General features: G+C 65.4%; 29 protein-coding genes. 24 read left to right on the forward strand and 5 right to left on the reverse strand.

Features of this window, described 5'->3' with window-relative positions; all coding sequences use genetic code 11:
- Complete coding sequence (locus ACVILH_RS16225) at window positions 1-555, reverse strand: peroxiredoxin (protein ID WP_456713778.1); 555 nt, start codon at window positions 553-555, stop codon at window positions 1-3.
- Between the two features lie 582 nt (window positions 556-1,137).
- On the opposite strand from ACVILH_RS16225, the gene ACVILH_RS16230 reads away from it, so the two are divergent.
- From ACVILH_RS16230 to ACVILH_RS16255, 6 genes are all read left to right on the forward strand, one after another.
- On the forward strand, window positions 1,138-2,184 hold the full coding sequence (locus ACVILH_RS16230; RefSeq protein ID WP_456713779.1) for an ABC transporter substrate-binding protein: 1,047 nt from the start codon (window positions 1,138-1,140) through the stop codon (window positions 2,182-2,184).
- A gap of 17 nt (window positions 2,185-2,201) precedes the next feature.
- Window positions 2,202-3,005, forward strand: coding sequence for an ABC transporter ATP-binding protein (locus ACVILH_RS16235; protein ID WP_456713780.1), 804 nt, complete (start codon window positions 2,202-2,204; stop codon window positions 3,003-3,005).
- On the forward strand, window positions 3,002-3,850 hold the full coding sequence (locus ACVILH_RS16240) for an ABC transporter permease (protein ID WP_456713781.1): 849 nt from the start codon (window positions 3,002-3,004) through the stop codon (window positions 3,848-3,850). The genes ACVILH_RS16235 and ACVILH_RS16240 overlap by 4 nt, the downstream gene beginning before the upstream one ends.
- Window positions 3,851-3,911: 61 nt before the next feature.
- On the forward strand, window positions 3,912-4,835 hold the full coding sequence (locus ACVILH_RS16245) for an acetamidase/formamidase family protein (RefSeq protein WP_456713782.1): 924 nt from the start codon (window positions 3,912-3,914) through the stop codon (window positions 4,833-4,835).
- A gap of 30 nt (window positions 4,836-4,865) precedes the next feature.
- A complete protein-coding gene (locus ACVILH_RS16250; protein WP_456713783.1) occupies window positions 4,866-5,621 on the forward strand; it encodes an SDR family NAD(P)-dependent oxidoreductase in 756 nt (251 codons plus the stop codon).
- Window positions 5,622-5,742: 121 nt separating this feature from the next.
- A complete protein-coding gene (locus ACVILH_RS16255) occupies window positions 5,743-6,855 on the forward strand; it encodes a mechanosensitive ion channel family protein (RefSeq protein WP_456713784.1) in 1,113 nt (370 codons plus the stop codon).
- 2 nt (window positions 6,856-6,857) lie between these two features.
- Here ACVILH_RS16255 and ACVILH_RS16260 read toward each other — a convergent pair whose 3' ends face one another.
- The 3 genes from ACVILH_RS16260 to ACVILH_RS16270 are packed head-to-tail and all read right to left on the reverse strand — an operon-like array spanning window position 6,858 to window position 9,410.
- Window positions 6,858-7,559, reverse strand: coding sequence for a DUF1045 domain-containing protein (locus ACVILH_RS16260; RefSeq protein ID WP_456713785.1), 702 nt, complete (start codon window positions 7,557-7,559; stop codon window positions 6,858-6,860).
- Between the two features lie 4 nt (window positions 7,560-7,563).
- Window positions 7,564-8,751, reverse strand: a complete 1,188-nt coding sequence (locus ACVILH_RS16265) for an alpha-D-ribose 1-methylphosphonate 5-triphosphate diphosphatase (RefSeq protein ID WP_456713786.1) — start codon at window positions 8,749-8,751, stop codon at window positions 7,564-7,566.
- On the reverse strand, window positions 8,748-9,410 hold the full coding sequence (locus ACVILH_RS16270) for a chloramphenicol acetyltransferase (protein ID WP_456713787.1): 663 nt from the start codon (window positions 9,408-9,410) through the stop codon (window positions 8,748-8,750). Before ACVILH_RS16270 ends, ACVILH_RS16265 begins: the two co-directional genes overlap by 4 nt.
- 184 nt (window positions 9,411-9,594) lie before the next feature.
- Here ACVILH_RS16270 and phnC point away from each other — a divergent pair, with 184 nt between their 5' ends.
- The 9 genes from phnC (at window position 9,595) to ACVILH_RS16315 (ending at window position 17,955) form a co-directional block, all read left to right on the forward strand.
- Window positions 9,595-10,404 carry a phosphonate ABC transporter ATP-binding protein gene (phnC, locus tag ACVILH_RS16275; protein WP_456713788.1) on the forward strand — a complete coding sequence of 270 codons (810 nt, stop codon included), beginning with the start codon at window positions 9,595-9,597 and terminating at the stop codon, window positions 10,402-10,404.
- A gap of 75 nt (window positions 10,405-10,479) precedes the next feature.
- Complete coding sequence (gene phnD / locus ACVILH_RS16280; protein WP_456713789.1) at window positions 10,480-11,412, forward strand: phosphonate ABC transporter substrate-binding protein; 933 nt, start codon at window positions 10,480-10,482, stop codon at window positions 11,410-11,412.
- Window positions 11,413-11,506: 94 nt separating this feature from the next.
- Window positions 11,507-12,391 (forward strand): phosphonate ABC transporter, permease protein PhnE, encoded by an 885-nt coding sequence (gene phnE / locus ACVILH_RS16285; protein WP_456713790.1) that lies wholly within the window; start codon window positions 11,507-11,509, stop codon window positions 12,389-12,391.
- A complete protein-coding gene (phnE, locus tag ACVILH_RS16290; RefSeq protein WP_456713791.1) occupies window positions 12,388-13,236 on the forward strand; it encodes a phosphonate ABC transporter, permease protein PhnE in 849 nt (282 codons plus the stop codon). Before phnE (ACVILH_RS16285) ends, phnE (ACVILH_RS16290) begins: the two co-directional genes overlap by 4 nt.
- Window positions 13,237-13,386: 150 nt before the next feature.
- Window positions 13,387-14,394 carry an ABC transporter substrate-binding protein gene (locus ACVILH_RS16295; RefSeq protein ID WP_456713792.1) on the forward strand — a complete coding sequence of 336 codons (1,008 nt, stop codon included), beginning with the start codon at window positions 13,387-13,389 and terminating at the stop codon, window positions 14,392-14,394.
- Between the two features lie 50 nt (window positions 14,395-14,444).
- Window positions 14,445-15,260, forward strand: a complete 816-nt coding sequence (locus ACVILH_RS16300; protein WP_456713793.1) for an ABC transporter permease — start codon at window positions 14,445-14,447, stop codon at window positions 15,258-15,260.
- Between the two features lie 3 nt (window positions 15,261-15,263).
- The gene (locus ACVILH_RS16305) at window positions 15,264-16,049 is read left to right on the forward strand and encodes an ABC transporter permease (RefSeq protein ID WP_456713794.1); all 786 of its coding nucleotides are present in this window, start codon (window positions 15,264-15,266) and stop codon (window positions 16,047-16,049) included.
- Between the two features lie 2 nt (window positions 16,050-16,051).
- Window positions 16,052-17,107: an ABC transporter ATP-binding protein gene (locus ACVILH_RS16310; protein WP_456716994.1), complete on the forward strand. Its 1,056-nt coding sequence runs from the start codon at window positions 16,052-16,054 to the stop codon at window positions 17,105-17,107.
- 5 nt (window positions 17,108-17,112) lie between these two features.
- The gene (locus ACVILH_RS16315) at window positions 17,113-17,955 is read left to right on the forward strand and encodes a phosphodiesterase (RefSeq protein WP_456713795.1); all 843 of its coding nucleotides are present in this window, start codon (window positions 17,113-17,115) and stop codon (window positions 17,953-17,955) included.
- A gap of 33 nt (window positions 17,956-17,988) precedes the next feature.
- On the opposite strand, the gene phnF is transcribed toward ACVILH_RS16315, so the two are convergent.
- Window positions 17,989-18,714, reverse strand: coding sequence for a phosphonate metabolism transcriptional regulator PhnF (phnF, locus tag ACVILH_RS16320; protein WP_456713796.1), 726 nt, complete (start codon window positions 18,712-18,714; stop codon window positions 17,989-17,991).
- Between the two features lie 117 nt (window positions 18,715-18,831).
- Here phnF and phnG point away from each other — a divergent pair, with 117 nt between their 5' ends.
- From phnG to ACVILH_RS16365, 9 genes are read left to right on the forward strand one after another with little or no spacing between them, the layout of a single operon-like run.
- Window positions 18,832-19,287, forward strand: coding sequence for a phosphonate C-P lyase system protein PhnG (gene phnG / locus ACVILH_RS16325; RefSeq protein WP_456716995.1), 456 nt, complete (start codon window positions 18,832-18,834; stop codon window positions 19,285-19,287).
- Entirely contained in the window at window positions 19,287-19,898 is a 612-nt protein-coding gene (phnH, locus tag ACVILH_RS16330) for a phosphonate C-P lyase system protein PhnH (protein ID WP_456713797.1), read from the forward strand. The genes phnG and phnH overlap by 1 nt, the downstream gene beginning before the upstream one ends.
- Window positions 19,899-19,901: 3 nt before the next feature.
- Window positions 19,902-21,005 carry a carbon-phosphorus lyase complex subunit PhnI gene (locus ACVILH_RS16335; RefSeq protein WP_456713798.1) on the forward strand — a complete coding sequence of 368 codons (1,104 nt, stop codon included), beginning with the start codon at window positions 19,902-19,904 and terminating at the stop codon, window positions 21,003-21,005.
- Window positions 21,002-21,886, forward strand: a complete 885-nt coding sequence (locus ACVILH_RS16340; RefSeq protein ID WP_456713799.1) for an alpha-D-ribose 1-methylphosphonate 5-phosphate C-P-lyase PhnJ — start codon at window positions 21,002-21,004, stop codon at window positions 21,884-21,886. The genes ACVILH_RS16335 and ACVILH_RS16340 overlap by 4 nt, the downstream gene beginning before the upstream one ends.
- The gene (gene phnK / locus ACVILH_RS16345) at window positions 21,879-22,673 is read left to right on the forward strand and encodes a phosphonate C-P lyase system protein PhnK (protein ID WP_456713800.1); all 795 of its coding nucleotides are present in this window, start codon (window positions 21,879-21,881) and stop codon (window positions 22,671-22,673) included. Before ACVILH_RS16340 ends, phnK begins: the two co-directional genes overlap by 8 nt.
- Before the next feature lie 11 nt (window positions 22,674-22,684).
- Window positions 22,685-23,383, forward strand: a complete 699-nt coding sequence (gene phnL / locus ACVILH_RS16350) for a phosphonate C-P lyase system protein PhnL (protein WP_456716996.1) — start codon at window positions 22,685-22,687, stop codon at window positions 23,381-23,383.
- A gap of 15 nt (window positions 23,384-23,398) precedes the next feature.
- Window positions 23,399-24,556, forward strand: coding sequence for an alpha-D-ribose 1-methylphosphonate 5-triphosphate diphosphatase (locus tag ACVILH_RS16355; protein WP_456713801.1), 1,158 nt, complete (start codon window positions 23,399-23,401; stop codon window positions 24,554-24,556).
- Window positions 24,553-25,197, forward strand: a complete 645-nt coding sequence (gene phnN / locus ACVILH_RS16360) for a phosphonate metabolism protein/1,5-bisphosphokinase (PRPP-forming) PhnN (RefSeq protein ID WP_456713802.1) — start codon at window positions 24,553-24,555, stop codon at window positions 25,195-25,197. Before ACVILH_RS16355 ends, phnN begins: the two co-directional genes overlap by 4 nt.
- Window positions 25,175-25,786 carry a pyridoxamine 5'-phosphate oxidase family protein gene (locus ACVILH_RS16365; protein WP_456713803.1) on the forward strand — a complete coding sequence of 204 codons (612 nt, stop codon included), beginning with the start codon at window positions 25,175-25,177 and terminating at the stop codon, window positions 25,784-25,786. The genes phnN and ACVILH_RS16365 overlap by 23 nt, the downstream gene beginning before the upstream one ends.
- Window positions 25,787-25,804: the final 18 nt, after the last annotated feature.

The following is a 25,804-nucleotide window of genomic DNA, read 5'->3' on the forward strand; positions in this document are numbered from 1 at the left end:
TCAGGCGACCTTCAGGGTCTCGCCGCCGACCTCGCGGTTGCACGGGCAAAGCTCGTCGGTCTGCAGCGCGTCGAGCACGCGCAGCGTGTCCTTCGGCGCGCGGCCAACGTTGAGATTGGTCGCATAGACGTGCTGGATCGTGTTGTCCGGGTCGACGATGAAGGTGTAGCGATAGGCGACGCCATCCGGCGAGCGGACGCCGAGGCCATCGACGAGCGAGCCCTTGGTGTCGGCGAACTGCCAGATCGGCAGCTTGTGCAGATCCTTGTGATCGCGGCGCCAGGCCAGCTTGCAGAACTCGTTGTCGGTCGAGCCGCCGAGCACGACGGCGTCACGATCGGCGAAGTCCTTCGACAGGCGCGCGAACTCGGCGATCTCGGTCGGGCAGACGAAGGTGAAGTCCTTCGGATAGAAGAAGATGATCTTCCACTTACCGGGGAAGCTGGTCTCGGTCAGGGTCTCGAAGGCGCTCTCGCCCTTCTCCTCCTGCAGGTGAAAACCGGGCTTCACACCGACGATTTCGAACGAAGGCAGCTTACTTCCAATTCCGAGCATGTCGCACTCCAAGAAATTTCTGCGCTGCAATAGCGAGGCGCATTGTGCATTGCAAGCGATATGCCATTAGCTATCAACATCAATGCGTTGTCGGAAACGCAACACTGGTTTTGCCGATGTTGCGATTGCGAATGACTGCAATGTTCGAGACCTGACCAAGCGCGGGGCGCATGAGCCGTCGGGGTACGATTCGTGACATCGGCATGAAGGAGTGGGGCGCATGCGCAGGGTGTATGTCGGTGCCAGCGCAGAACGAGGTTGACGACGATACCGTCGCGCCGCTTGTGCAAGCTCCTGCGGCGCGTCGGCCACCGATCCCCGTGCAATTTCTTTGTGCGGTCGGAATGGCAAAATTGACATTATTGCCGGTGTTGCGATGCACGTTTGACCACGGCGGCTTGAGAAGCGGCAGCAAGGTGACAAGCGCTCGGCAGCGCGCAGCGTCTCGCAGTGATGGCGGTCTCCGCCGTTCTCGTTGTTGTCAGCTTTTCAGCAGATCGCGTCTGTTATTTCGCCTTGCTGCGTGGCCGCCTGACCATAGTCTCCGCTCAGAGTTTCAACGCCTGGGAGGAGTTCTGCACCATGAGCGAACGTGTCTCGGCAATATCCGCGAGCGCAAATCCATCGATCGATCGCCGTCGTTTCCTTGCAACCTCCGCCGCGCTCGCGGCGGGCTTGGCCGCACCGACCTTGATCGGAACGCGAAGGGCATCGGCCGCAGGCCTGAAGACGGTTCGCTTCAGCGAGGCCGTGCATAACCTCGGCTACATCAATCTCTACGTCGGCATGCATGCTGGCATCTTCAAGAAGAACGGCCTGGACATGCAGGTGAGCGCCGCCGGCGGCGACACCCAGACCTTCGCGGCCGTCCTCGGCGGCTCCGCTGATTTCGCGATCGGCGATGCGACGATGGCGCAGATCTCGCGCGAGAATGGCGGCCCGGGCGTGGTCGTCGGCACGGTCGTGCAGCGTGCGCATTATTTCGGCGTCTCCAAGACGCTGGAGCCGATCACCGATCCCAAGGGCTTCAAAGGCCTCAAGATCGTGACCTCGCCGGAGCCCAACACCAATTACAGCGTCGCCAAGCGGCTGTTGGAGAAGGCGGGCATGAAGGTCGGCGTCGATGCGACGATCGTGCCGGTCAATCCCGGCACCGAAATCGCGGCGATGCTGGCGGGGCAGGCCGATATCGCCATCGCTTATCAGCCGAGCGTATCGGCAGCCGAGGCGCAGGGCGCCAAGGTGGTGTTCGACTTCTCCAACTACATCGGCCCGTTCTGCAACACCGGCATCATGGTGCTGCCGACCACGATCCAGAAGGACCCCGAGATGGTGCAGGCGCTGGTGACCTCGTTCGAGGAAGCCTCGCGCAAGACCTATGCCGACCCGGCGTTCTCCAAGGAGGTCGCGCGCAAGGAGTTCCCGGACCTTCCGGGCGAGGTCGTGGACAAGGCGATCGATGCCGAGCTGAAATATCTCATCCCGGCGCAGTCGGTGATCACCAAGACCGACCAGTGGGCCAACCTGATGGAGATGCAGGTCTATCTCGGCAACGCCAAGGGCTCGGTGCCGTTCGACCAGATCATCGACAATTCGTTTGCTGAGAAGGCGATCGCCAGTCTCAAATGATTGAGGTGAGCGGTACGATGCAAACAGGGCCGGGCGCTGCGGTGGCGCCCGTGCCCCCGCTCGTCGTCGAGCACGTGGCCAAGAGCTACGAGCTCGACGGTGGCCGCATCGTGCCTGTCATCGGCGACCTCAGCCTGACCTTGCGAGAGGGCGAGATCGTCAGCATCGTCGGCCCGTCCGGTTGCGGAAAGACGACGCTCCTGAACACGCTGTGCGGACTGCTCGCGCTCGATGCCGGCCGCATCCGTTGGCATGGCCGGGAGGTCGCAGGACAGCCGCAGAACGTCGGCTACATGCTGCAGAAGGATCTGCTGCTGCCGTGGCGGACCGCGCTCGGTAACACGATGCTCGGCCTGGAAATCCGCGGCGTACCGGCGGCCCAGGCCGAGGATCGCTGCCGCGCGATGCTCGACCAGCTCGGTCTGCATGGCTTCGCCGATCACTATCCATCGACCCTGTCCGGCGGGATGCGGCAACGCGTGGCGTTGGCGCGCACGCTGGTCAACGAGCCCGACGTGCTGCTGCTCGACGAGCCGTTCGCCGCGCTCGATTTCCAGAGCAAGCTGCTGATCGAGAATGACACGGTCGATCTGGTGCGGAAGGGACGGCGCTCGCTGCTGCTGATTACCCACGACATCGAGGAGGCGGTGTCGCTGGCCGACCGCGTGATCGTGCTGACCAAGCGTCCGACGCAGATCAAGGCGGTCTATGACATCGCGCTCGGCGCCGATCGTCGCGACGTGATCTCGGTCCGGCAGGCGCCGGGCTTCAGCCATTACGTCCGCAGCATCTGGGCCGATCTCGACGTGGTGCTGCAATGATCGCTGATATTGATGTGGCGCCGCCCACCGCCAAGGCACCGAGCGATCGCGCAGCTCCGGCACGGCGATGGCTCCGCCTGCGCAGCACGCTCGGGGTGCTCGCGACCCAGCTCGTCGTGCTCGCGGCGTTTCTTGCGTTCTGGGAATACGCGACGGGGCAGAACAAGGCGGCGGCCTTCATGTTCGGCTCGCCCTCGGCGATCTTCAAGTTCCTGTCGCAGATGGCCTTTGACGGCAGCCTCTGGCGCGACACCTCCGTGACGGGCCTCGAGACGCTGCTCGGCTTCTTCGTCGGCAACTGCATCGGCACGATGATCGGTCTTTCTCTTTGGTATTCGCGCTTCATCTCCCGCGTGGTCGAGCCGTTCGTGATCGCGCTCGGCTCGATCCCGATCATCGCGCTGGCGCCGATCATCATCATCTGGTTCGGCACCGGCCTGATCTCGAAGGTGGCAATGTCCACGCTGTCGGTCGTGATCGTCGCGCTCGTGACCTCCTACAAGGGCGCAACCGGCGTCGATCCCGACCAGATCAATCTGTTGCGCACCCTCGGCGCCTCCAAGTTCCAGATCTTCCGCAAGCTCGTGGTGCCGGCTTCGCTCACGGACATCTTCGCCGGGCTGAAGCTCACGGTCGGCTTTGCGCTGATCGGGGCCATCGTCGGCGAGTTCATGTCGTCATCGGAGGGCCTGGGGCACGCGATCTTCAAGGCTGGCTCGCTGTACATCATTCCGAAGGTGTTTGCCGCGCTGGTCGCGACGATCGCGCTGGCGCTGATTCTGACGTTTGCCGTCGGCAAGATCGAGCAGCTGCTGATGCCATGGCGCCGGCAGCTGCAACGGTGAGGCCCGGCGTTCAACATGAAGCATCACCAGAAACGTAACGGCAGACAAACAGGGAGTGATCATGTCAAAGCGCATCGGCAAGGCTGGCAATATCAAATACGCGCTCTCCGGCGATGATACGTTCATCGCGTCGGTCGAGCCCGGTGAGATCTTCGTCGTCGAATGCGCCATCAACGTCAATGATGGCACCATTCGCGCGCTCGGCCAGCAACTGATCGAAAGCGACGTGACGCTGCCTTACGTCAACGGCGCGACCGGTCCAATCGAGGTGCGCGGCGCCAAGGCCGGCGACATGCTGCGGCTCGACATCCTCGACATGGAGCTCGATCGCCTCGGCTTCACTGCGTTGTGGCCGGGCATCGGCATGTTTCCCGACTGGGTGCGGCGCAAGGAGTTCGGTATCCAGACCCGCGTCGTCGCCGTCGAGGATGGCCACGTGCTGTGGAACGAGCATGTGAAGCTGCCGGTGCGGCCGATGATCGGCGTCGCCGGCGTTGCGCCGGTGCATGGCGCGGTGCTCACGATCGACAATGGTCCGCATGGCGGCAATCTCGACGTCCAGGAGATCACGTCCGGCAATTCGGTGTTCTTCCGCGTCAACAAGGACGGCGCGCATCTCTTCCTCGGCGACTGCCACGCCATCCAGGGCGATGGCGAAGCCAACGGCATGGGCGCGATCGAGATCGCTGCGAACCTCACCGTCAAGGTCTCGCTCGACAAGGCGCCGGCGCGGCTGAATCACCCGCGGATCGAGACGCCGACACATATCTGCACGCTCGGCTGCGCGCGCCCCCTGGAGGATGCGATGCGGATCGCGTTCGAGGAGATGATCAACTGGCTGGAGGATGATTGGAAGATCCCGGCGGCGGAGGCCTACATGCTGCTCGGCCAGGTCGCCGAAGCCCGCTGCACCCAGGTGGTCAATCCGAAATACACCTACATCTGCAAGGTCAACAAGGCCTTGCTCGCCGGCTATCACGGCTGACGCCGTCCACTCGAAACGAAGGAGAACATCATGGATCTGGGATTGGCCGGCAAGAGCGTGCTGATCACGGGCGGCAGCAAGGGCATCGGGCTTGCGATCGCCGACTTGTTTGCTGCCGAAGGCGCCAACGTGGCGATCTGCGCCCGTGATGCGGAGGCCGTCAGCAAGGTCGTCGCGAAGCTCGCGGCAAAGGGTGTGAAGGCGTGGGGGCAGGGGATCGACGTCGCCGATCCCGTCGCTTTGAAGGGCTGGGTCGACGGTGCGGCCAAGGAGCTCGGCGGTGTCGACTGCGTGGTCTGTAATGTCAGCGCGTTGGCCGTCGGCGACACGGCCGAGACATGGGAGAAATCCTTCCGCGTCGACATGATGCATACCGTCAATGCGATCGCGGCGGCGGTTCCCTATCTCGAGCAGTCCAAGTCGGCCTCGATCAGCATCATCTCCAGCGTATCCGGCTTCGAGGTCGATTTCGCCGCGGGCTCCTATGGCGCGATCAAGGGCGCGTTGATCCATTATGCGAAGGGGCTCGCGCACCAGCTCGTGAGCAAGGGCATCCGCGTCAACGCGGTGTCGCCGGGCAACACCTATTTCGAAGGCGGCATCTGGCAGAACATCGAGAACGGATCGCCCGATCTGTTCAAGATGGCGATGGGCCTGAACCCGACTGGACGAATGGGAACCGCCGAGGAGGTCGCCTATGGCGTCGTGATGCTGGCGAGCCCGCTGGCCAGCCGAATCTCTGGAACCAACCTGATCATCGATGGAGCCTTGACCAAGGCGGTCTAGATTCGCCTCGCTGCAAGCTTGGAAGCCATGCGGCACGAGAATGCTGCACTGCGGCTAACGTCCGACTCTCCCGGCGGCCTCACGAGTTGAAGGCGCTTGAGGCCGCAAGGGAGAACACAGCATGCAGGCACTCGTGCAGCAACTGTCCGCACTGGTTCCGGACTGGATGATCGGGCCGGCTCTGATCATCGGCGCCATCACGGGCGCGCTGCTCGTCTACAAGGTCCTGCGCGCGCTGGTGAGGCGCGCGATCCGATCACGTCAGTCGATCCTGCTGCCGATCCTGCAGCGGACCGCGGGCCCTGCGCGGCTCGCGCTCTGTTTGATCGCGGTCGCTCTGGTGCTGCCGCTGGCACCGTTGAACGAGGGCTGGCGGCGTGCGCTCGCGCATCTGTTCGTGGTTTCGACCATCGCGCTGATCGGCTGGATCACGATCCGTATCGTCGACATGGTGTCGGCGCGCTATCTTCAGCGCTTTCGCGACGACATCACCGAGAATTTTCTCGCGCGTAAGCACGTCACCCAGGTGCGTGTCTTCAAGCGTGTGATCGATACCCTGATCATCATCGTCGCGGTCTCCGCGGCGTTGATGACGTTCGACTCGGTCCGGCAATATGGCGTCAGCCTGTTCGCATCGGCCGGCGCCGCCGGTTTGATCGTCGGTCTCGCCGCACGGCCGCTGCTCAGCAATTTGATTGCCGGCGTGCAAATCGCGGTGACGCAGCCGATCCGGATCGAGGATGCCGTCATCATCGAGAACGAATGGGGCTGGGTCGAGGACATCGCCTCGACCTATGTCGTGATCCGGCTGTGGGACTGGCGCCGCATGGTGGTGCCGCTGTCCTACTTCATCGAGCGCCCGTTCCAGAACTGGACCCGCGATGCGGCCTCGCTGATCGGCTCTGTGGTGCTGCATGTCGACTACGCCGCGGACGTGCCGCGCATCCGCAGGCGGCTGGAGGAGGTGGCCAAGGAGTCCAAGATCTGGGATGGCGCGGTGGTCAACCTGCAGGTGGTCGACACCAACGCGCGCACCATGGAGCTGCGGGCCTTGGTGAGCGCGCGCAATGCGCCGCAGGCCTGGGACCTGCGCTGCGAGGTCCGCGAGAAGCTGATCGCCTTCCTGCAGCGGGACATGCGCGAGGCGCTGCCGCGCGACCGCGCCGACATCTCGCCGCCGCTGTCGATGTTCAATCCGCAATCGCCGCCGCATTTCGCGACTGCGCCGAACTGACCTCAGCTCTCGGCGAGCGCCCAGCTATTGAGGATGCCGAACCGGCTCGTCGAGCTGGCTTGGCGGAATAGTGCGATCCGATCGATGGCGAGGCCGCGGAGATCCAGCTCGGCGAAGCGATCGCGCAGCATCGCAAGCACAGGCGCGCGCCGCTCGTCGGACAGCCGGCAGGTCAGCGTCATGTGGAAGCGGAAATCGTCCATGACGTAGGGATAGCCCCAGCGGTCGAGTTGCTCGCGCTGGCGCGGCGTCAGCATCTCCGGCTTGCGCCGGGCACGGTCCTCCGCGCTCATCGGCGCGCGAAAGGGCTCGAACGTCTCGACGCAGGCGGCGGCGAGGTGTTGCAGCTCCGCCGACGCTTCGCCGGGGATCACCGCGATGAAGCCGCTGATGGCATCGACGACGGGACGGATGACGGGAACGGCGCGGGGAGTTGCCGCGAAAGCAGCACAGGCGGCGGACAGCTCAGCTTCGGTGCGCGCATCGTGCAGCGGAAACGGCGCTTTGAGCGTGCCATGGAAGCCGTATTTCCGCGCGTCGGCGGTGAGCTCCGCCCAATCGGGCACAGCTTCGCGCACTTCGCTTGGGAACTGCCGTTCGTTGCCGGTCCAGGCGTCGTAGCCGAGAAGATCGGCGCCAAACGCGGCAAGCGCCGTGTCCCGCGCGGGCGTGTAGTAGATGGCGTAGCGCGGAAAGTTGGCCATGCCCTCACTCCGCCGCTGCTTCGCGCTGCGACGCGCGTGCGCTGAGGCGACCGGCGTCGGTGAGATGGACGAGGCGGCCGGCGGCGATCACGGCGACGACTCTCGGGCGCATAGGCAAGCTGTCATCGACGAGGATGATGTCGGCGCGCTGCCCGGGCGCGAGCGCGCCGCGGTCGGACAGGCCCGCCGCTTGCGCGGGGCCGGCCGAGATCAGGCTCCAGGCGCGGGCCAGCGGCAAAATGCCGTCGGCGACGAGACGATAGGCCGCGAGCAGGGGGGCTGGATAGTAATAGTCGGACGCGAGCACCGAGCACAGGCCCTTGGCGATCATGTCGCTGGCCTTGGTCCAGCCGGTATGGCTGCCGCCGCGCACGACATTGGGAGCGCCGAAGACGATCGCGTCGCCGCCTGCCGCGGCCTCCCGCGCGGTCTCCTCATTGACAGGAAACTCGGCGATTCCGACGCCCTGTCCGCGAAACGCCCGGCGCATCTCCGGGCTCTCATCGTCATGCGACAACATGCGGACGCCGGCCTTGCGCGCGGCCTCGGCGAGCCGAGCGATCGACGCCGGCACGGCATCGGCGCGGGTCACAATGCGCGCGACCAGGCGATCGAACTCGTCGCCGGTGAGGCCGGTGCGATCGACCATCCGCTGCCGCTTGTGCGGCTTGTCGAGGCTCGCGACCGTCGCGTCCATGTGGTCGTTGAACGCGAACAGGTCGATGCGTCGGGCGGCGAGTAGCTGGCCGATCTCGTCCTCGTCATCGAGATTGTAGGTCTCATGGCGGAGATGGAAGCGTGTGTCGGCCGCGAGCCGGGGCCGCAGATTTTCGATCGCCTCCAGCAGTTGGCGCGCATTGCCGGCGCTGCGCAGGCCCGGCTCCCACGACCATGTCGTCGCATGGAACACGGTGGTGATGCCGTTGCTGACGGCCTGCCGATCGCTATCGACCAGCGCGACGTCGATCGGGAAATCGACGCCGGCCCGCGGCATCATCTGCCGCTCGAACGCATCGCCATGGATGTCGACGATGCCCGGCAGCACCGTGAGGCCGGCGGCATCGAGATCAAGAGCGCCAGCACGTGTCGGGGCATCGAGCCGGTCGATCACGCCTTCGGACAAGGTCAGGGAGGTGTCAACGAGCTCGGAGCCGATCAGGCAGCGGCCGCAGGAGATGGAAATGTCGGTCATCGCGCGGCACTCTGCCGCAGCTGGCGTCCGCCGTCGAGAGCCGCCTCGTATTTGTCCAGGAAGGCGCCGATCTCGAGCTGCCGGAAATCCGGCAGCGCCGCGCGCAGCGTGTCGTGATCCCAGTCCCACCACGCGAGGTTGACGAGTCGTTGCTCGACCTCGACCGGAAAGCGTCGCTTGATGATCCGGGCGGGATTGCCGGCGACGATGGTGTAGGCGGGCACGTCCTTGGTGACAATAGCGCCTGCGGCGACCACGGCGCCGGTGGCGATGTTCCGTCCCGGCAGCACGATCGCGCCATGGCCGATCCACACGTCATGACCGATGGCGACGTGATGCTGCCTGCGCCAGGCAAAGAACTCCGCATCGTCGGCCTCGCCGGGGAAATAGGCGCTGGCGCGATAGGTGAAGTGGGCCTGGGTGGCGCGATGCATCGGGTGATTGCCCGGATTGATGCGGGTCATCGCCGCGATCGAGCAGAACTTGCCGATCGTCGTGTAGGTGATCTGAGCGTCGTTGACGACATAGGAATAGTCGCCCATCGTCACCTCGTGAAGGATGGTGCGGGCGCCGACCTCGCAATACGCGCCGAGCTGCGTCTCGTGGAGCTTGGCGCTGGGATCGACGGTGGGATCGATGGAAAGCGATTTGCCGGCCATGTCTTGCTCTATTCCCCTGGAGATCAAACAGAACCTGTAGGTCGCTCATCATGACAGTTGCATGACGCGTCAATGACGCAACGGCTGCCGATGTGGATGACGGAGTGAGCGTAAAAAGGCTGTCACATAACTGTTGAAACCAGACGCTAGCGGTAGGGGCAAAGCGAGGCGTCTGGAGAAGTCCATGCTGGTGGTCAATGGTCTGACGTGCCGTTTCGGCGCGAAAGCCGCGGTCGACAATGCGTCCTTCTCGGTGGCGCCCGGTAGCTTCGTCGGCGTGATAGGACGCTCGGGCGCCGGAAAGTCGACCCTGCTGCGCTCGATCAACCGGCTGAGTCCGATCAGCTCCGGACAAGTTCTGTTCAAGGATCTCGACATCACGGCGCTGCGCGGCCGCGAGCTGCGCCAGTGGCGCGCCCGCTCGGCGATGATCTTCCAACAGTTCAATCTGGTCGGCCGGCTCGATGTTCTCACCAACGTTCTGATGGGCCGCCTCGCCCAGGTCCCGTCCTGGCGCTCGCTGGCGCAACTGTGGCCGGCGGAAGATGTCGCGATGGCGTTGTCCGCGCTCGAGCAGTTCGACATGGCCTCGCTGGCCGCGCAGCGCGCCGATCAGCTCTCCGGCGGCCAGCAGCAGCGCGTCGCGATCGCCCGCGCGCTGGTGCAGAACCCCGAGATCATCCTAGCCGACGAGCCGATCGCCTCGCTCGATCCGCGCAACACCAAGATCGTCATGGATGCGCTGCTGCGCATCAACAAGCATTTTGGGATTACCGTGGTCTGCAATCTGCATTCGCTCGACCTCGCGCGGAGCTATTGCGATCGCCTGATCGGCATGGCGCAGGGGCGCGTCGTGTTCGACGACGTTCCGGCGGGGCTCACCGCGCAGATCGCGCGCGAGCTGTACGATCTGGAGGCAGACGAGGTGATGGATGGCGTCCGTCCCGTGCCTCCCGCAACCGTTCCGGCCTTCGGCGAAGCTGCCGTGGCCTGAGGCGTGAGTAACGCACGTTTCGGCCGTCGCTCGCTGCGGCGGCCTGACAGTATGAGCCCAAAAAGAGGATTTGCCATGATCAATCGTCGCATCATTCTGGCCGGCATTGCCGCGCTTGGCTTCGCCGGCTCGGCGTCCGCCGAGGATTGGAAGGCGAAATATCCGGAGCTGACCTTTGCGGTGATCCCGGCCGAGAATGCCTCCGGCGTGACCGAGCGCTGGACGCCGTTCGTCAACTATCTGTCCAAGGAGCTCGGCACCAAGGTGACGCTCCGCATCGCCAATGACTACGCGGCGGTGATCGAGGGGCAGCGCGCCGGCAACATCCACATCGCGAGCTACGGCTCGGCCTCCTTTGCCCGCGCGCGTCTGACCGGCGTCAAGATCGACGCCTTCGCCAACGACATCAACGCCGACGGCAGCACCGGCTATTACTCCGTGTTCTTCGTCAAGGCCAACAGCCCCTACAAGAAGGTCGAGGATCTCAAGGGCAAGAATCTCGGCCTCGTCGATCCGAACTCGACCTCCGGCAACAACGTGCCGCGTTTCGAGCTCAACAAGATGGGCGTGACCGACGCCGAGGCCTATTTCGGCAAGGTCGTTTTCGCCGGCAGCCACGAGAATGCGATCCTCGCGCTGGCCCAGGGCACCGTCGACGTCGCGGCCAACCAGTGGACCAGCGACAACGACTCGACCTTGGCGCAGATGCTCACCAAGGGCATGCTGAAGAACGCCGACGGCTCGCCGATGAAGAAGGACGACTTCCGCATCATCCACAAGTCGGCCCCGATCATCAACGGCCCCTATGCCTACAACTCCGATCTGCCCGCCGACCTGAAGGAGGCCATCGCCAAGGCGTTCTTCGAGGCGCCGACCAAGGACAAGGCGGCGTTCGACCGTCTCTCCGACGGCCAGAAGAAGGGCTTCCATCCGGCCACCACCAAGGACTGGGACGGCACGATCGACCTGATCAAGTTCGTCGACAGCCTGCGCAAGAAGGCGTCCTGATCGACGTCTCATCCAAGCGTGAGCCGGGTCGGGCATGACCCGGCTCCCGCCTTGACTGACGCCATATATTTCCAGAGAGAGCAGCACTCATCCGATGGCGGTCGCCGTTTCGATCCTGCCGAGCCAGCAGCTTGAGGCTTTGAACGACGCATATCGCCGGGCCGTCTCCCGCCGACGCCTGCGTCTTGCGGTCTCTGCGTTGGCGTTCCTGGCTGTTCTGCTCCTTGCGGCCATCGGCGCCGAGGTCAATCTGGCGACGCTGTTCACCTATTTCGGCAATTTCGTCAGCTATTTCGATCGCATCTTCACGCTAGATGACGGCCACCGCGTCTGGACCAATATCCCCGAGTGGTTCTGGGGCTTCAGGAAGTGGATCAAGCTGCTCGGTGAGACGCTGCTGATCAGCTATGTCGGCACGCTCGCGGGCATGCTGGTCGCGTTCTGTCTCAACTTCCTTGCCGCAGAGAACACCTCGCCGGCACCCTGGGTCCGGTTTACGGTCCGCCGGCTGCTCGAATTCGCGCGCACGGTTCCCGGCATCGTGTTCGCGCTGATCTTCGTCATCGCGTTCGGTCTCGGCCCTGTCGCCGGCGTGCTCGCGATCGCCGTGCATTCCAGCGGCGCGCTCGGCAAGCTGTTCTCCGAGGTGGTCGAGAATGCCGATATGAAGCCGGTCGAGGGTGTCAGAGCCACCGGCGCGAGCTGGCTGTCCTGCATGCGCTTCGCGGTGCTGCCGCAGGTCATCGCCGGCTTCTCCAGCTACACGCTGCTGCGCTTCGAGATCAATGTGCGCGAGGCCTCCGTGATGGGCTTCGTCGGCGCCGGCGGCATCGGCCAGGAGCTCGTGGTGGCGATCCGCAAGTTCTATTATTCGGATGTCAGCGCCATCCTCGTGATGATCGTGATCACGGTGTTCCTGATCGATATCGGCACCGGCTGGCTGCGCGGGCGGCTGTTCGGCGCGGAGGCGCGGACATGAGCCTCCAGGACACGCCGGACCAGGCGCAGCTGCGCGAGCGCTATCCCCACATCTTCAATCGGCCGATGTCGGCGCGGCTCGCGACCCCCGTGGTGCTGCTCCTGGCGCTCGCGGTGTTCATCTTCGGCCTCGTCGATTTGGATTTCTCACCGTCGCGCATCCTCGCGGGGCTCAGCCAACTCGGCTGGATTGCGCGCCTGATGCTGCCGCCCGATCCCGGCTCGTCGCTGCCGATCTATCTCAAGGCGCTCGGCGAGACGCTCTCGATCGCGGTGCTCGGCACCACGCTGGCCGCGTGTCTTGCGTTTCCGGTCAGCCTGCTGGCGGCGCGCAACGTCATTCCCTCGGCGATCTTCCGCTTTCCGGTGCGCAGGCTGTTCGACACCATCCGCGGCGTCGATACGCTGATCTGGGCGCTGGTTTGGATCAATGTCGTCGGCCTCGGGCCGTTCGCCGGCGTCCTCGCGATCGCGGTCTCGGATTTCGGTGCGCTCGGCAAGCTGTTCTCGGAGGCGATGGAGAGCGCCGACCGCAGGCAGGTCGAGGGCGTGCGGGCATCCGGCGGCGACGCGCTGCATGAGATCCGCTTCGGCCTGCTGCCGCAGGTGCTTCCTGTCATCGCGGGCCAGGTGCTCTATTTCATCGAGTCCAACACCCGCTCGGCCACGATCATCGGCATTGTCGGCGCCGGCGGCATCGGGCTGCAATTGGCCGAGCAGATCCGCGTGCTCGAATGGCAGAAGGTGTCGTTCCTGATCTTGATGATCCTGGTGGCCGTGGCCGCCATCGACTGGATCTCGAACAGGCTGCGCTTCGCCATCATCGGACGTCGCGCGGTGGCATGAGCGGCATCTGAAGGTTGCGATCGTTCGCAGACAAACGATCAGGCTGCGCAGAGGCCTGTGTGCACTGCACGCGGTGTCGCAAATCTTTCATCTGCCGGCCTTAAGGGGGCTCCGGAACTGGCCGCGATGCCAGACATAGGAGTCTCAATCATGAAGGTCATCCGCCTCGTTCTTGCGCTGCTCGCGCTGTTCGTTCTGGCGCCGTCGCAGCCAGCCAAAGCCGCTGACGTCATCTGCTACAATTGTCCGCCGGAATGGGCCGACTGGGCCTCGATGCTCAAGGCGATCAAGACCGATCTTGGCTACGACATTCCGCACGACAACAAGAACTCCGGCCAGGCGCTGGCCCAGATCCTCGCCGAGAAGGCCAATCCGGTCGGCGACATCGGCTATTTCGGCGTGACCTTCGGCATGAAGGCGAAGGCGCAGGACGCGCTGGAAGCCTATAAGCCGGTCAACTGGGATCAGGTCCCGGCCGGGCTGAAGGATGCGGACGGCTATTGGACCACGATCCATTCCGGGACGCTCGGCCTGTTCGTCAACAAGGATGCGCTCGGCGGCAAGCCCGTTCCGGCCTGCTGGAAGGACCTGCTCAAGCCCGACTACAAGGGCATGGTGGGCTATCTCGATCCGAGCTCGGCGGCGGTCGGCTATGTCGGCGCCGTCGCCGTCAATCTTGCGCTCGGCGGCTCGCCGACGAACTTCGATCCGGGCCTGAGCTTCTTCAAGGACCTGCGCAAGAACGATCCGATCGTGCCGAAGCAGACGTCCTATGCCCGCGTCGTCTCGGGCGAGATCCCGATCCTGTTCGACTACGACTTCAACGCCTATCGCGCGAAGTACACCGAGAAGGGCAATTTCGAGTTCGTCATTCCCTGCGAGGGCTCGGTGGTGTTCCCTTACGTCGTCGGTCTGGTGAAGAACGCGCCCGACAAGGACAAGGCGAAGAAGGTCATGGACTATCTCCTGTCCGACAAGGGCCAGGCGATCTGGACCAACGCCTACTTGCGTCCGGCCCGCCCGATCGAGCTGCCGGAGTCCGTCAAGAGCAAGTTCCTGCCTGACAGCGACTATGCCCGCGCCAAGAGCGTGAACTGGGGCGACATGGAAACCGCGCAGAAGGGCTTCGTCGACCGCTATTTGTCCGAAGTCCGCTAAGGGAGACCCGTGCCCCGCCGGCCGAGATCCGGCGGGGCACGCTTGAGATCATGTCGCACAAATCCTTCGTCTGGATGTGTCTGTTGCCATTGGCGGCCGTGACGGCCGCCTTCTTCGTTCTGCCGATGGCGCATCTGCTCGTCACCGGCGCGGAAGGGCCGCGCGGACTGGCGGAATATTTCGCCATCATCGCCGAGCCGCGCTATCGTGCCACGCTTCTGAACACGGTGGTGCTGGCCGCCACGACCACGATCGCGACGCTGATCGTGGCAACGATCGCCGGCCTGTTCCTGCAGCGTCATCGCTTCCCCGGCCGCGCCGTCCTGGTCGCGATCCTGACGTTTCCGCTCGCGTTTCCGGGCGTCGTGATCGGCTTCATGATCATTCTGCTCGCTGGCCGCCAGGGCCTGATCGGTGATGTGTCCTCGCGTCTCCTGGGCGACAAGATCGTGTTCGCCTATTCGATCTACGGCCTGTTCCTCGGCTATCTCTACTTCTCGATTCCCCGGGTCATTCTCACCATCATGGCGGCCGCGCAGAAGCTCGACCCGAGCCTGGAGGAGGCGGCCCGCTCGCTCGGCGCGAGCCCATGGGCCGTGCTGCGCGAAGTCGTGCTGCCGGCGCTCGCGCCCGCGCTGGTCGCCTCGGGCGCCATCGCATTCGCAACCGCGATGGGCGCGTTCGGCACCGCGTTCACGCTCGCGACCAATATCGACGTGCTGCCGATGCTGATCTACACGGAGTTCACACTTGCCGGAAACCTCGCCACCTCGGCGGCGCTGTCTGTCGGGCTCGGCGTGATGACCTGGCTGATCCTGGCGCTGGCGCGCACCTTCACCGGCAACTCCGTGGCAGCAGCGGGCTAGCACGTGCGCAACCGGATTCTCTTCACGCTTCAGTTTCTGTTCACGCTGCTCGTCGCTGCGTTTCTCGCCGTGCCTGCCGGGCTCTCGATCGCCGCAGGCGTCACGGTGAACTACTTCCGCGGCCTCCAGTCCGGCGTGACCTTGCAATGGGTCGCCCAGGTCTGGGAGCTCTATTCCGGAACGATCCTGGCCTCGATCATGATCGCGCTGGGCACGCTCGCCGTCACGCTCGTGGTCGGCGTTCCCGCGGCCTACGCGTTGTATGTGCGCGGTGGCCGTCTCGCGCGCTTGGTCGAGGAGATCATTACGCTGCCGCTGGCCATTCCCGGGCTCGCCATCGCGCTCGCGCTGCTGCTCACCTATGGCGGCTTCGGCAGCTTCCGGCGCTCCTGGCTGTTCATCCTCGCAGGGCATGTGATCTTCACGATGCCCTTCATGGTCCGCTCGGTGATGGCGGTGTTCGCGACCATCGATGTCAAATCGCTCGACGAAGGCGCTGCGTCCGTCGGAGCGTCACCATGGCGCCGCTTCGTCGATGTCATCGTGCCCAATGCGGCTCCTGGAATCCTGGCCGGCAGCCTGATGGTGGTGACGCTGTCGCTCGGCGAGTTCAACCTGACCTGGATGCTGCACACGCCGCTGACCAAGACATTGCCCGTCGGCCTCGCCGACAGCTACGCATCGATGCGGCTCGAGGTCGCCTCGGCCTACACGCTGATCTTCTTCGTCATGATCATCCCGCTGCTGGTGGCCATGCAATGGATCGGTGAGAGAGGACAATCACGGTGAACATGATGACCCGGCACGGCGCCGCGCTGAAGGTGGAGAATTGCGGCAAGACGTTTGCCGATGGGACCTGCGCACTGGCGCGCGCCACGCTCGACATCGGCCAGAGCGAGACATTGGTGCTGCTCGGCCCGTCCGGCTGCGGCAAGACCACGCTGCTGCGGATTGTCGCGGGCCTCGAGACGCCCGATAGCGGCGGCCGCGTGCTGTTCGACGGCAAGGATCTGACGCGGCAGCCGATCGAGAGGCGTAATGTCGGCATGGTGTTCCAGTCCTACGCGCTGTTCCCGAACATGAGCGTCGCCGACAATATCGGCTACGGGCTGAAGCTTCGCGGCATGTCGAAGACGGAGCGCGCGGCGCGAGTGGAGGAGCTTGTCGCGCTGACCAATCTCGGCGGGCTGGAAGGCCGGCGCATCGATCAGCTCTCAGGCGGCCAGCGCCAGCGTGTCGCGCTCGCGCGTGCGGTCGCGATCCGGCCGAGCGTGCTGCTGCTCGACGAGCCGCTGACGGCGCTTGATGCAGCGTTGCGTGAGCGTCTGCGGGGCGAGCTCAACGATCTCCTGCGTAAGCTCGGCATCACCGCGATCTATGTGACGCACGATCAGGCCGAGGCGATGGAGCTCGGCGACCGCATCGTCGTGATGCGCAAGGGCGCCATTGCGCAGATCGGCACGCCGCGCGAGATCTACTTTACGCCCGCCAATCGCTTCGTTGCCGAATTCGTCGGGGCGGCCAACATCATCGAGGCGGCGATCGAGAACGGCGAGCTGATCCTGCCCGGCGGCCGCGTGCCGGTGGATGGGCCAGCTGCGATGAGCAGGGCGGTGGCGATGGTGCGCCCCGAGACGATCGCGATCTCCGACGCCGCAACCGCTAGCCTTGCCGGCGTCGTCGACAACGTTCGGTTCGCCGGAGATCGCCAGCGCATCATCGTGCGCGACGCCGCGTCGATTCCGCTGGCGGTGGATGCACCGAATACGATTAGGGTCAGCGCGGGCGAGCGCGTCGGCCTCGCCATTCCACGCGATGCCATTCGCCTGCTGCCTGAGGAAGGCTGACGCCCATGACGAAGACTCCGGTCACCATCGCGCAGATTTCCGACCTGCACATCAAGGCGCCCGGGCGGCTCGCCTATCGCCGGGTCGACACCGCGCAGGCGCTGTCCCGCTGCATCGATGAGCTCAACCGGTTCGCGCCCAGGATCGATCTCGTGGTGATCTCCGGCGATCTCGCCGACACGCCATCCGCCGAGGAGTACACCCATCTCAAAAGCCTGCTCGCCGAGCTGAAGCTGCCGTTCGTCGCCATTCCCGGCAACCACGATTCGCGCGAGTTGATGCGCGCTGCATTCCCCGATCATTCTTACGAGGCCACTTCAGGTCCGCTGAACCGGCACGTGCAATTGGCCGACCTCGATCTGCTGCTGCTCGATTCCAGCGTCCCCGGCCATCCCCATGGTGAGCTCGAGCCGCATAGTCTCCGCTGGCTCGAGGCAACGCTATCCGCCAGCACTGAGCGGCCGGCTCTACTGTTCCTGCATCACCCGCCGTTCGCCGCCGGGATCTGGCACATGGACCGGCAGAATCTGCGCAATGCCGACGAGCTCGCGGCCATCGTGCGTCGCCATCCGCGGGTGCAACTGATCGCTTCCGGCCATGTGCATCGCGCTGCGCTGACGCGCTTTGCCGGCGTTCCCTGCACGATCTGTCCCGCGCCGAACCACGCCGTCGATCTTGACCTTGCAGCGCTTCGCCCACCTGCCTTCAAGGTCGAGCCGCCGGCCTTCCATCTTCACACCTGGTTTGCCGGGCCTGAGTTCGGAACGATCGTGACGCATCAGGTGCCGATCGGCGACTTCGACGGCCCGCACCCGTTCTTCAACACTGATGGGTCGTTGATCGACTGATTGCGCCGTCTTCGACTCCGCTGCCGAGGCCGATCAACTTTCCACCTCGAAGGTGACGCGCTCCGCAGCAAAGCGCGAGCGCTTGCTGACCAGCGGCGTGCCGTCGGCATCGATGTCGGTGCTGTCGACGACCAGCACGGGACGCCCCAGCGCGAGATCGAGCCGCGCGGCGTCGCTGGCGTCCGCGATCGCGGCCGTGATGCGCGTCGAGCCGCGGCGATAGTCGCGAATGCCGTAATGCGCCAGCAGCGCCGTCATGGAGCGCACAGCGGCGAAGATGCGGCCAGCATCCGGAAACCGCTCGGCCGACAGAAACGAGGTGCTGACGCAAATCGGCGTCTTGTCGGCAAAGCGCAAGGCCTCGATGCGCACCAGCGGCGCGCCCGTCTTCAATCCCAAGGCGCGTGCGAGCTCGCGCGTCGCCGGCTCCTCGGACGCCGCGATCAATTGTCCGCGCGGCTCGCGGCCGCCGGCGCCGACGATCTCGGAGAAGCGCGTCCGTGAGCGCAGCGGATAGGACAGGCGAGGGGCCTCGACATAGGTGCCGCTGCCGCGCTCCGCGCGCACCAGCCCGCGCTCGGCCAAGGTCGCGAGCGCACGCCGCACCGTGTGGCGATTGACGCGATAGCTCTCGGCGATCTCGGTCTCGCCGGGCAGCCGCGTCCCCGCCGCGAAACGGCCTTCGGCGATCTCGCGCTCGATGCCATCAGCCACGCGCCGCCACAGCGCCACGCCCGATCCGGCGTCCTCAATGCTCATCGCCGCTCCAACCAGCCCATCCGAAAATCACGGCCATGTCATCAAACAGTCATGGCGTCCTCTTATCAAGTTGTCTATTATCATAGACAACTTGAGCCCGGCAAGATCGGAACGGCCATGAGTGGTGACACGGCGTTGCAAGACAGGCGGAAAGGGGCGATGCGCGTGCTCGCGCATGTCTCTTCGGCTGAAATCGAAGCGCGGATGGCCGAGTTCACGGTGCCGCCGCATCGCGAGCTCCGGGCCGCCGAGAGCGGGCTCGTGATGGTGCGTGGTCGGATCGGTGGCGACGGCGCACCGTTCAATCTCGGCGAGGCGACCGTGTCCCGTGCCGCCGTGCGGCTCGACAGCGGCCAGGTCGGGTTCGGCTATGTGCTCGGTCGCGACAATGAGAAAGCGCGGCTGATCGCGCTGTGTGATGCCCTGCTGCAATCGGCTGAGTACGCCCAGGCGATCGAGGCCAAGGTCGTGGCTCCGCTGCGCGCACAGATGCAGGCGGACCAGCAGCGGAGCGCGGCCGAGGCTGCCGCGACGCGGGTGGACTTCTACACCATGGTGCGGGGAGAAGGCTGATGGCGGCGACGACGATCGAGCTGCAGCCTGGGTTCGCCGACAAGGTTCTGTCGGCGCAATCGACCTTCCGCCTCGTCATGGAGGCGATGGCGCGACCGGGGCAGGTGATGGTGGTCGACGATGAGGTCGGTCGCCCGTCCTCGATGATGGCGGGCGTTGCGGCCATCGCGCTCACATTGCTTGATCAGGATACGCCTGTCTGGCTGGATCAGGCTTTCGCAAGCGTGCCGGATGTCAGTGCGTGGCTGAAGTTTCACACCGGCGCGCCGATCGTCGCGCGGCCGGACGCAGCGAGCTTCGCGCTAGTCGCGGAGCCTGCAGCGCTGCCGGACCTCGCCTCGTTCGCGCTGGGGACGCCCGAGTATCCCGACCGCTCGACGACTTTGATCATGCAGGTCCCGAGCCTGTCCGTGGGCGAGACATTTCATCTGCGTGGCCCAGGCATCGACGGCACCACGGCGCTGACAGCGACGATCGAGCCGACGGATCTGTTCGCGCGGCTGTCCATCAACGAAGCGCTGTTTCCGCGCGGCGTCGATGTGATCCTGGTCGACGATCGCGCGCTGGTCGCCATCCCGCGCACGACGCGCCTCGCATCCTCGGGAGTTTGACGCATGTATGTGGCGGTAAAGGGCGGCGAGCGCGCCATCGAGAATGCGCACCGGCTGCTGGCGCATGAGCGCCGTGGTGACAGGAGCGTGCAGGAGCTGTCGCTGGCGCAGATCTCCGAGCAACTCGGGCTGGCTGTCGATCGCGTCATGAGCGAGGGCTCGCTGTATGACCGTGAGCTGGCCGCGCTCGCCATCAAGCAAGCGCGCGGCGATTTGATCGAGGCGATCTTCCTGGTGCGCGCCTTCCGCGCGACGATGCCCCGCTTCGGGGCGACGGAGCCGGTCGACACCGGCGCGATGCGCGTGCAGCGACGGGTCTCCTCGACCTTCAAGGACATTCCGGGCGGGCAGGTGCTTGGTCCGACCTTCGACTACACGCATCGGCTGCTCGATCCTGGTCTGGCGCAGGGCGGCGAACCGGAAGAGCCGGCTATCGCCGCCACGTCCGATGTTCCGATGCCGCGCGTCACCGACATCCTCGGGCAGGATGGATTGATCGAGCCGTCTCCTGCCGCCGAGGCCGATGCGCCGGTTGGCGATCTCACGCGCGATCCGCTGAGCTTTCCGGCCGGCCGCGATCTGCGGCTCCAGAATCTCGCGCGCGGCGACGAGGGCTTTCTGCTGGCGCTCGGCTATTCGACCCAGCGCGGCTATGGCCGCAATCATCCGTTCGCCGGCGAGATCCGCTTCGGCGAGGTCGAGGTCGAATTCTTTGCGGAGGAAATCGGCTTCGCGGTGACGCTCGGGTCGATCGAATTGACCGAATGCCAGATGGTCAATCAGTTCAAGGGCTCCGCGACCGAGCTGCCGTGTTTTACCCGCGGCTATGGGCTGGCGTTCGGCCAGAGCGAGCGCAAGACGATGTCGATGGCGCTGGTCGATCGCGCGCTCCGCGCGCGCGAGCTCGGCGAGGATGTGGTGGCGCCGGCGCAGGATGAGGAGTTCGTGATGTCGCACTCCGACAATGTCCAGGCGACCGGCTTCGTCGAGCACCTGAAGCTGCCGCATTACGTCGACTTCCAGTCCGAGCTTGGCCTGCTGCGCAAGCTGCGCCAGGAGTTTGCCGAGACCAATGCCGCTCCCGCGCTGAAGGAGGCTGCGGAATGAACGCGCCGACCTATAACTTCGCCTATCTCGACGAGCAGACCAAGCGGATGATCCGCCGCGCCATCCTCAAGGCCATCGCGATCCCCGGCTATCAGGTGCCGTTCGCAAGCCGCGAGATGCCGATGCCCTATGGCTGGGGCACGGGCGGTGTCCAGGTCACCGCGGCCATCCTCGGGCCTGAGGACGTGCTCAAGGTCATCGACCAGGGCTCGGACGACACCACCAATGCGATCTCGATCCGCAAGTTCTTCGCCAAGACGGCGGGCGTCGAGACCACGACATCGACGGATGCCGCGACCGTGATCCAGACGCGTCACCGCATTCCCGAGGCGCCGCTGCGCGCGGGCCAAGTGCTGGTCTATCAGGTTCCTATCCCAGAGCCGCTGCGGTTTCTCGAGCCGCGCGAGACCGAGACGCGGCGCATGCATGCGCTGGCGGAATACGGGCTGATGCATGTCAAGCTGTATGAGGACATTGCGCGCTTCGGCCACATCGCGACCTCCTATGCCTATCCGGTCAAGGTCAATGCGCGCTATGTGATGGATCCGTCGCCGACACCGAAGTTCGACAATCCCAAGATGGACAATTGCCCGGCGCTGCAATTGTTCGGTGCCGGGCGCGAGAAGCGCATCTACGCCATTCCGCCCTATACGTCAGTGGTGTCGCTCGATTTCGAGGATCATCCGTTCACGCGCTACAAGTTCGATGCGCCGTGCGCACTGTGCGGCGCGGAAGATTCCTATCTCGACGAGATCGTGACCGACAACAAGGGCAGCCGCATGTTCGTCTGCTCGGACACCGACTATTGCGAGGGCCGCCAGGCGGCCGGACATCGGGGCACCGAGAGTGCCGCCCCGCACAAGGAGGCGGCCCATGGCTGACGTTACCGGCGCATCGGATCAGCCGCTGCTCGTTGCGGAGGGGCTGACCAAGAGTTACGGTCGGCTTGCCGCCTGCCGCGACGTCTCCTTCGTGCTCTATCCTGGCGAGGTGCTCGCGATCGTCGGTGAATCCGGCTCGGGCAAGTCCACGCTGCTGCAGATGCTGTCGGCTCAGCTCGCGCCGAGCGGCGGTCGCGTCTCCTACCGCATGCGCGACGGCGTGCTGCGGGATCTCGCTGAGCTCGGCGAGGCCGAGCGCCGTTTCCTGTTCCGCACCGACTGGGGCTATGTGCATCAGGACCCGGCCCAGGGCCTGCGCATGGCGGTCTCCGCCGGTGCCAATGTCGGCGAGCGGCTGATGGCGGTCGGCTGGAACAATTACGGGCGAATCCGGCAGACGGCATCGTCCTGGCTCGAGCGCGTCGAGATCGACACGGCCCGCATCGACGATGCGCCCCGGACCTATTCCGGCGGCATGCGTCAGCGGCTGCAGATCGCGCGAAACCTGGTGACCGAGCCGCGGCTGGTGTTCATGGACGAGCCGACCGGCGGCCTCGACGTCTCCGTCCAGGCGCGGCTGCTCGACCTGATGCGCAGCCTCGTCAACGAGCTCGGCCTCGCCGCGATCGTGGTCACGCATGACCTTGCCGTGGCGCGGCTGTTGTCTCATCGTGTGATGGTCATGAAGGAGGGGCGGGTGATCGAGACCGGCCTGACCGACCAGGTGCTCGACGATCCGCGCGAGCCCTACACACAGCTTCTCGTGTCCTCGATCCTGCCGGCGTGAGCGTGAAAGCAATGACCGTGATGCTCAACGTTGAGAATGCCAGGAAGACCTTCACCATGCACCTGCAGGGCGGCATCTCGCTGCCGGTGGTGCAGGGCGTCTCGTTCCAGGTCGCGGCCGGCGAGTGCGTCGTGCTGTCGGGGCCGTCGGGCGCCGGAAAGTCGTCGATCCTGAAGATGATCTTCGGCAATTATCGCTGCGACGGCGGCCGCATCAGCGTCCGTCACCAGGGCGAGATGACCGATCTCGCCGGCGCCGAGCCGCGTCTGGTGCTGAATGCGCGGCGACAGACCATCGGCTATGTCAGCCAGTTCTTGCGCGCCGTGCCGCGCGTGGCCGCGCTCGACGTGGTGGCCGAGCCGCTGCTTGCATCCGGCGTCGCGCGCGAGGAGGCGCGAGCGCGTGCTGGCGCGCTGCTCGGCCGGCTCAACATTCCCGAGCGGCTGTGGTCGCTGCCGCCCTCGACGTTCTCCGGCGGCGAGCAGCAGCGCGTCAACATCGCGCGCGGCTTCATCTCCGATCTCCCGATCCTGCTGCTCGACGAGCCGACGGCTTCGCTCGATGCGGCGAACCGGGCCGTGGTAGTCGATCTCATCGCGGCCAAGAAGCAGGCCGGCGTCGCGATGATTGCGATCGTGCACGATGATGATATCCGTGCTGACATCGCAGACCGCACGGTCGATGTGACGACGTTCGCGGCGGCGGCGTAGAAGGCAGAGGAGCAGATGAGCGCGAACATGTCCGACACCGTGATAGGCAACGCCCGGCTGGTCCTCGCCGACCGCGTCATCGAGCAGGGCTGGGTGGCGATGGTCGACGGCGGGATCGCCGAGATCGGCGAAGGCGCGGCGCCTGCCGGCAGTCATGACGCGGGCGGCGATCTGCTGATGCCGGGGCTCGTCGAGCTGCACACCGACCACCTCGAAGCGCATTTCGTGCCGCGCCCGAAGGTGTATTGGGATCCTGTCGCCGCGGTCATTTCCTATGACGGGCAGCTTGCAACGGCGGGCATCACGACGGTTCTGGATTCGCTGCGCGTCTGGAGCGAGGAGGGTGCGGAAGGCGTCGACGGTCAGGCCAATGTGCTCGCGGACGCGATCGCGCGGGCGCGCGACACGCGCCTGCTGCGTGCGGATCATTTCCTGCATCTGCGCTGCGAGGTGCCGATGCCGACGGTGGTCGAGGAGGCGAAGCAGCTGGCGGGCCGCCCGGACGTCCGTCTGATGTCGCTGATGGATCATACGCCGGGCCAGCGCCAGTTCCGCGACGAGGGCAAGCTTCGCGACTACTACCGCGGCAAGAGCGGCGGCAAGACCGATGCGGAGCTCGACGTGATGTTCGCGCGCCGCTTCGCCTATCAGCAGGCCTATGCGGCGGCGAACATGCGCGACATCGTCGCGCTGGCCAAGACCCATGACGTGCCCCTCGCCAGCCACGACGACACCACCGACGAGAACGTCGCCGATGCGATCAAGGACGGCATCGCCGTCGCGGAGTTTCCCACCACCATCGAAGCCGCGCGCGGGCTGCACGAGGCGGGCATCAGCATCTTGATGGGTGCGCCGAACGTGGTCCGCGGCGGCTCGCATTCCGGAAACATCGCCGCTGTCGACCTCGCGCGCGAGGGACTGCTCGACATCCTGTCGTCGGACTACGTCCCCTCGAGCCTGCTGATGGGCGCGCTGCAGTTGCCACAGCGCGTGCCGGCGATCGATCTCGCTGCCGCGGTTCGGACCGTCACCAAGGCACCGGCTGACGCGGTGGGGCTGCATGACCGCGGCGAGATCGCGGCCGGCAAGCGCGCCGACCTGATCCGCGTTCACGTCGCCGGCGATCACGCCGTCGTGCGCAGCGTCTGGCGCGAAGGGCAGCGGGTGGCATGAGCGCGGCGCCGACTGGCTCGGATGATGAGCACGCGCGACTGGGACCAGGGCGGCTGGTGCTCGTGGTCGGGCCGAGCGGCGCGGGCAAGGATACGCTGCTCAACCTCGCGCGAGCCGCATGCGCGGGCGACGACCACATCGTGTTTCCGCAGCGGGTCGTGACCCGCGAGGCCTCGGCGTTCGAGGACAATCTAGAAATGAGCGAGGCGGCGTTTCGCGAGGCTCTCGCGGCCGGCGCTTTCGCGCTGAGCTGGGACGCGCATGGGCATCGCTATGGCGTCCCGCGCAAGCTCAGGGACGACATCGCCGCGGGCCGCACCGTCGTCGTCAACGTGTCGCGAACCGTCATCCCCGCAGCGCGGCGCGACTATGCCGACGTCGTCGTGGTGAACATCACCGCGCCGGCCGATGTTCTCGCAGAACGTCTCGGCAAGCGGCATCGCCCGAGCGACACGGACATCGGCGAGCGACTGCATCGGAGCGTCGGCACGGAGACGGTGACGGCGGACGTCACGATCAACAATGTGGGCGCCCCCGCGACACACGGACGCAGGCTGATCGAGGTGATCAAGGGATCGAACGGCAGGGGACTGCCCGAGGTGAAAGGAGCTGTGAACGATGTCGATCATCACCACGATTGAGCAGCTCGAGGCGATCTACGGCCAGACGGGATTAACCTCGACGGCCAAAGTGGCCGACCGGGTGACACCGCACTATCGCGTGATGATCGAAAGATCGCCCTTCGTTGCGCTCGCGACATCGGGACCGGAAGGCCTGGACTGCTCGCCGCGCGGCGATCTCCCCGGCTTTGTCCGTATCCATGATGAGAAGACGCTGATGATGCCGGATCGCCGCGGCAACAACCGGGTCGATTCACTCCGCAACATCGTGCGCGATCCGCGCATCGGACTGTTGTTCCTGATTCCGGGATCGGGCAACACGCTGCGCGTCAACGGTCGCGGTCACTTGTCGACAGACGCGGAGCTGCTCGAGTCGTTCCGCATGGAAGGCAAGCTGCCGCGCACGGTTCTCGTCCTGACCGTCGACGAGATCTACTTCCAATGCGCCCGCGCGATCGTGCGTGCCGATCTCTGGAACCCCGACAAGCGCGTCGATCCGAAGCAGATCCCGACGCCCGGTCAGATCCTGGCGGCCATGACGGCCGATGCCGTCGATGGTGCGGAGTACGATCGCGAATGGCCGGAGCGTGCGCGCCAGTCGATGTGGTGACGATCGCCGCGAGGGACG

The sequence above is a fragment of the Bradyrhizobium sp. USDA 4353 genome (assembly GCF_054063215.1).

Coding starts and splice junctions, on each gene's coding strand:
- ACVILH_RS16225 (WP_456713778.1), bottom strand. CDS start 555: ATGCTCGGAATTGGAAGTAAGCTGCCTTCGTTCGAAATCGTCGGTGTG.
- ACVILH_RS16230 (WP_456713779.1), top strand. CDS start 1,138: ATGAGCGAACGTGTCTCGGCAATATCCGCGAGCGCAAATCCATCGATC.
- ACVILH_RS16235 (WP_456713780.1), top strand. CDS start 2,202: ATGCAAACAGGGCCGGGCGCTGCGGTGGCGCCCGTGCCCCCGCTCGTC.
- ACVILH_RS16240 (WP_456713781.1), top strand. CDS start 3,002: ATGATCGCTGATATTGATGTGGCGCCGCCCACCGCCAAGGCACCGAGC.
- ACVILH_RS16245 (WP_456713782.1), top strand. CDS start 3,912: ATGTCAAAGCGCATCGGCAAGGCTGGCAATATCAAATACGCGCTCTCC.
- ACVILH_RS16250 (WP_456713783.1), top strand. CDS start 4,866: ATGGATCTGGGATTGGCCGGCAAGAGCGTGCTGATCACGGGCGGCAGC.
- ACVILH_RS16255 (WP_456713784.1), top strand. CDS start 5,743: ATGCAGGCACTCGTGCAGCAACTGTCCGCACTGGTTCCGGACTGGATG.
- ACVILH_RS16260 (WP_456713785.1), bottom strand. CDS start 7,559: ATGGCCAACTTTCCGCGCTACGCCATCTACTACACGCCCGCGCGGGAC.
- ACVILH_RS16265 (WP_456713786.1), bottom strand. CDS start 8,751: ATGACCGACATTTCCATCTCCTGCGGCCGCTGCCTGATCGGCTCCGAG.
- ACVILH_RS16270 (WP_456713787.1), bottom strand. CDS start 9,410: ATGGCCGGCAAATCGCTTTCCATCGATCCCACCGTCGATCCCAGCGCC.
- phnC (WP_456713788.1), top strand. CDS start 9,595: ATGCTGGTGGTCAATGGTCTGACGTGCCGTTTCGGCGCGAAAGCCGCG.
- phnD (WP_456713789.1), top strand. CDS start 10,480: ATGATCAATCGTCGCATCATTCTGGCCGGCATTGCCGCGCTTGGCTTC.
- phnE (WP_456713790.1), top strand. CDS start 11,507: ATGGCGGTCGCCGTTTCGATCCTGCCGAGCCAGCAGCTTGAGGCTTTG.
- phnE (WP_456713791.1), top strand. CDS start 12,388: ATGAGCCTCCAGGACACGCCGGACCAGGCGCAGCTGCGCGAGCGCTAT.
- ACVILH_RS16295 (WP_456713792.1), top strand. CDS start 13,387: ATGAAGGTCATCCGCCTCGTTCTTGCGCTGCTCGCGCTGTTCGTTCTG.
- ACVILH_RS16300 (WP_456713793.1), top strand. CDS start 14,445: ATGTCGCACAAATCCTTCGTCTGGATGTGTCTGTTGCCATTGGCGGCC.
- ACVILH_RS16310 (WP_456716994.1), top strand. CDS start 16,052: ATGATGACCCGGCACGGCGCCGCGCTGAAGGTGGAGAATTGCGGCAAG.
- ACVILH_RS16315 (WP_456713795.1), top strand. CDS start 17,113: ATGACGAAGACTCCGGTCACCATCGCGCAGATTTCCGACCTGCACATC.
- phnF (WP_456713796.1), bottom strand. CDS start 18,714: ATGAGCATTGAGGACGCCGGATCGGGCGTGGCGCTGTGGCGGCGCGTG.
- phnG (WP_456716995.1), top strand. CDS start 18,832: ATGAGTGGTGACACGGCGTTGCAAGACAGGCGGAAAGGGGCGATGCGC.
- phnH (WP_456713797.1), top strand. CDS start 19,287: ATGGCGGCGACGACGATCGAGCTGCAGCCTGGGTTCGCCGACAAGGTT.
- ACVILH_RS16335 (WP_456713798.1), top strand. CDS start 19,902: ATGTATGTGGCGGTAAAGGGCGGCGAGCGCGCCATCGAGAATGCGCAC.
- ACVILH_RS16340 (WP_456713799.1), top strand. CDS start 21,002: ATGAACGCGCCGACCTATAACTTCGCCTATCTCGACGAGCAGACCAAG.
- phnK (WP_456713800.1), top strand. CDS start 21,879: ATGGCTGACGTTACCGGCGCATCGGATCAGCCGCTGCTCGTTGCGGAG.
- phnL (WP_456716996.1), top strand. CDS start 22,685: ATGACCGTGATGCTCAACGTTGAGAATGCCAGGAAGACCTTCACCATG.
- ACVILH_RS16355 (WP_456713801.1), top strand. CDS start 23,399: ATGAGCGCGAACATGTCCGACACCGTGATAGGCAACGCCCGGCTGGTC.
- phnN (WP_456713802.1), top strand. CDS start 24,553: ATGAGCGCGGCGCCGACTGGCTCGGATGATGAGCACGCGCGACTGGGA.
- ACVILH_RS16365 (WP_456713803.1), top strand. CDS start 25,175: ATGTCGATCATCACCACGATTGAGCAGCTCGAGGCGATCTACGGCCAG.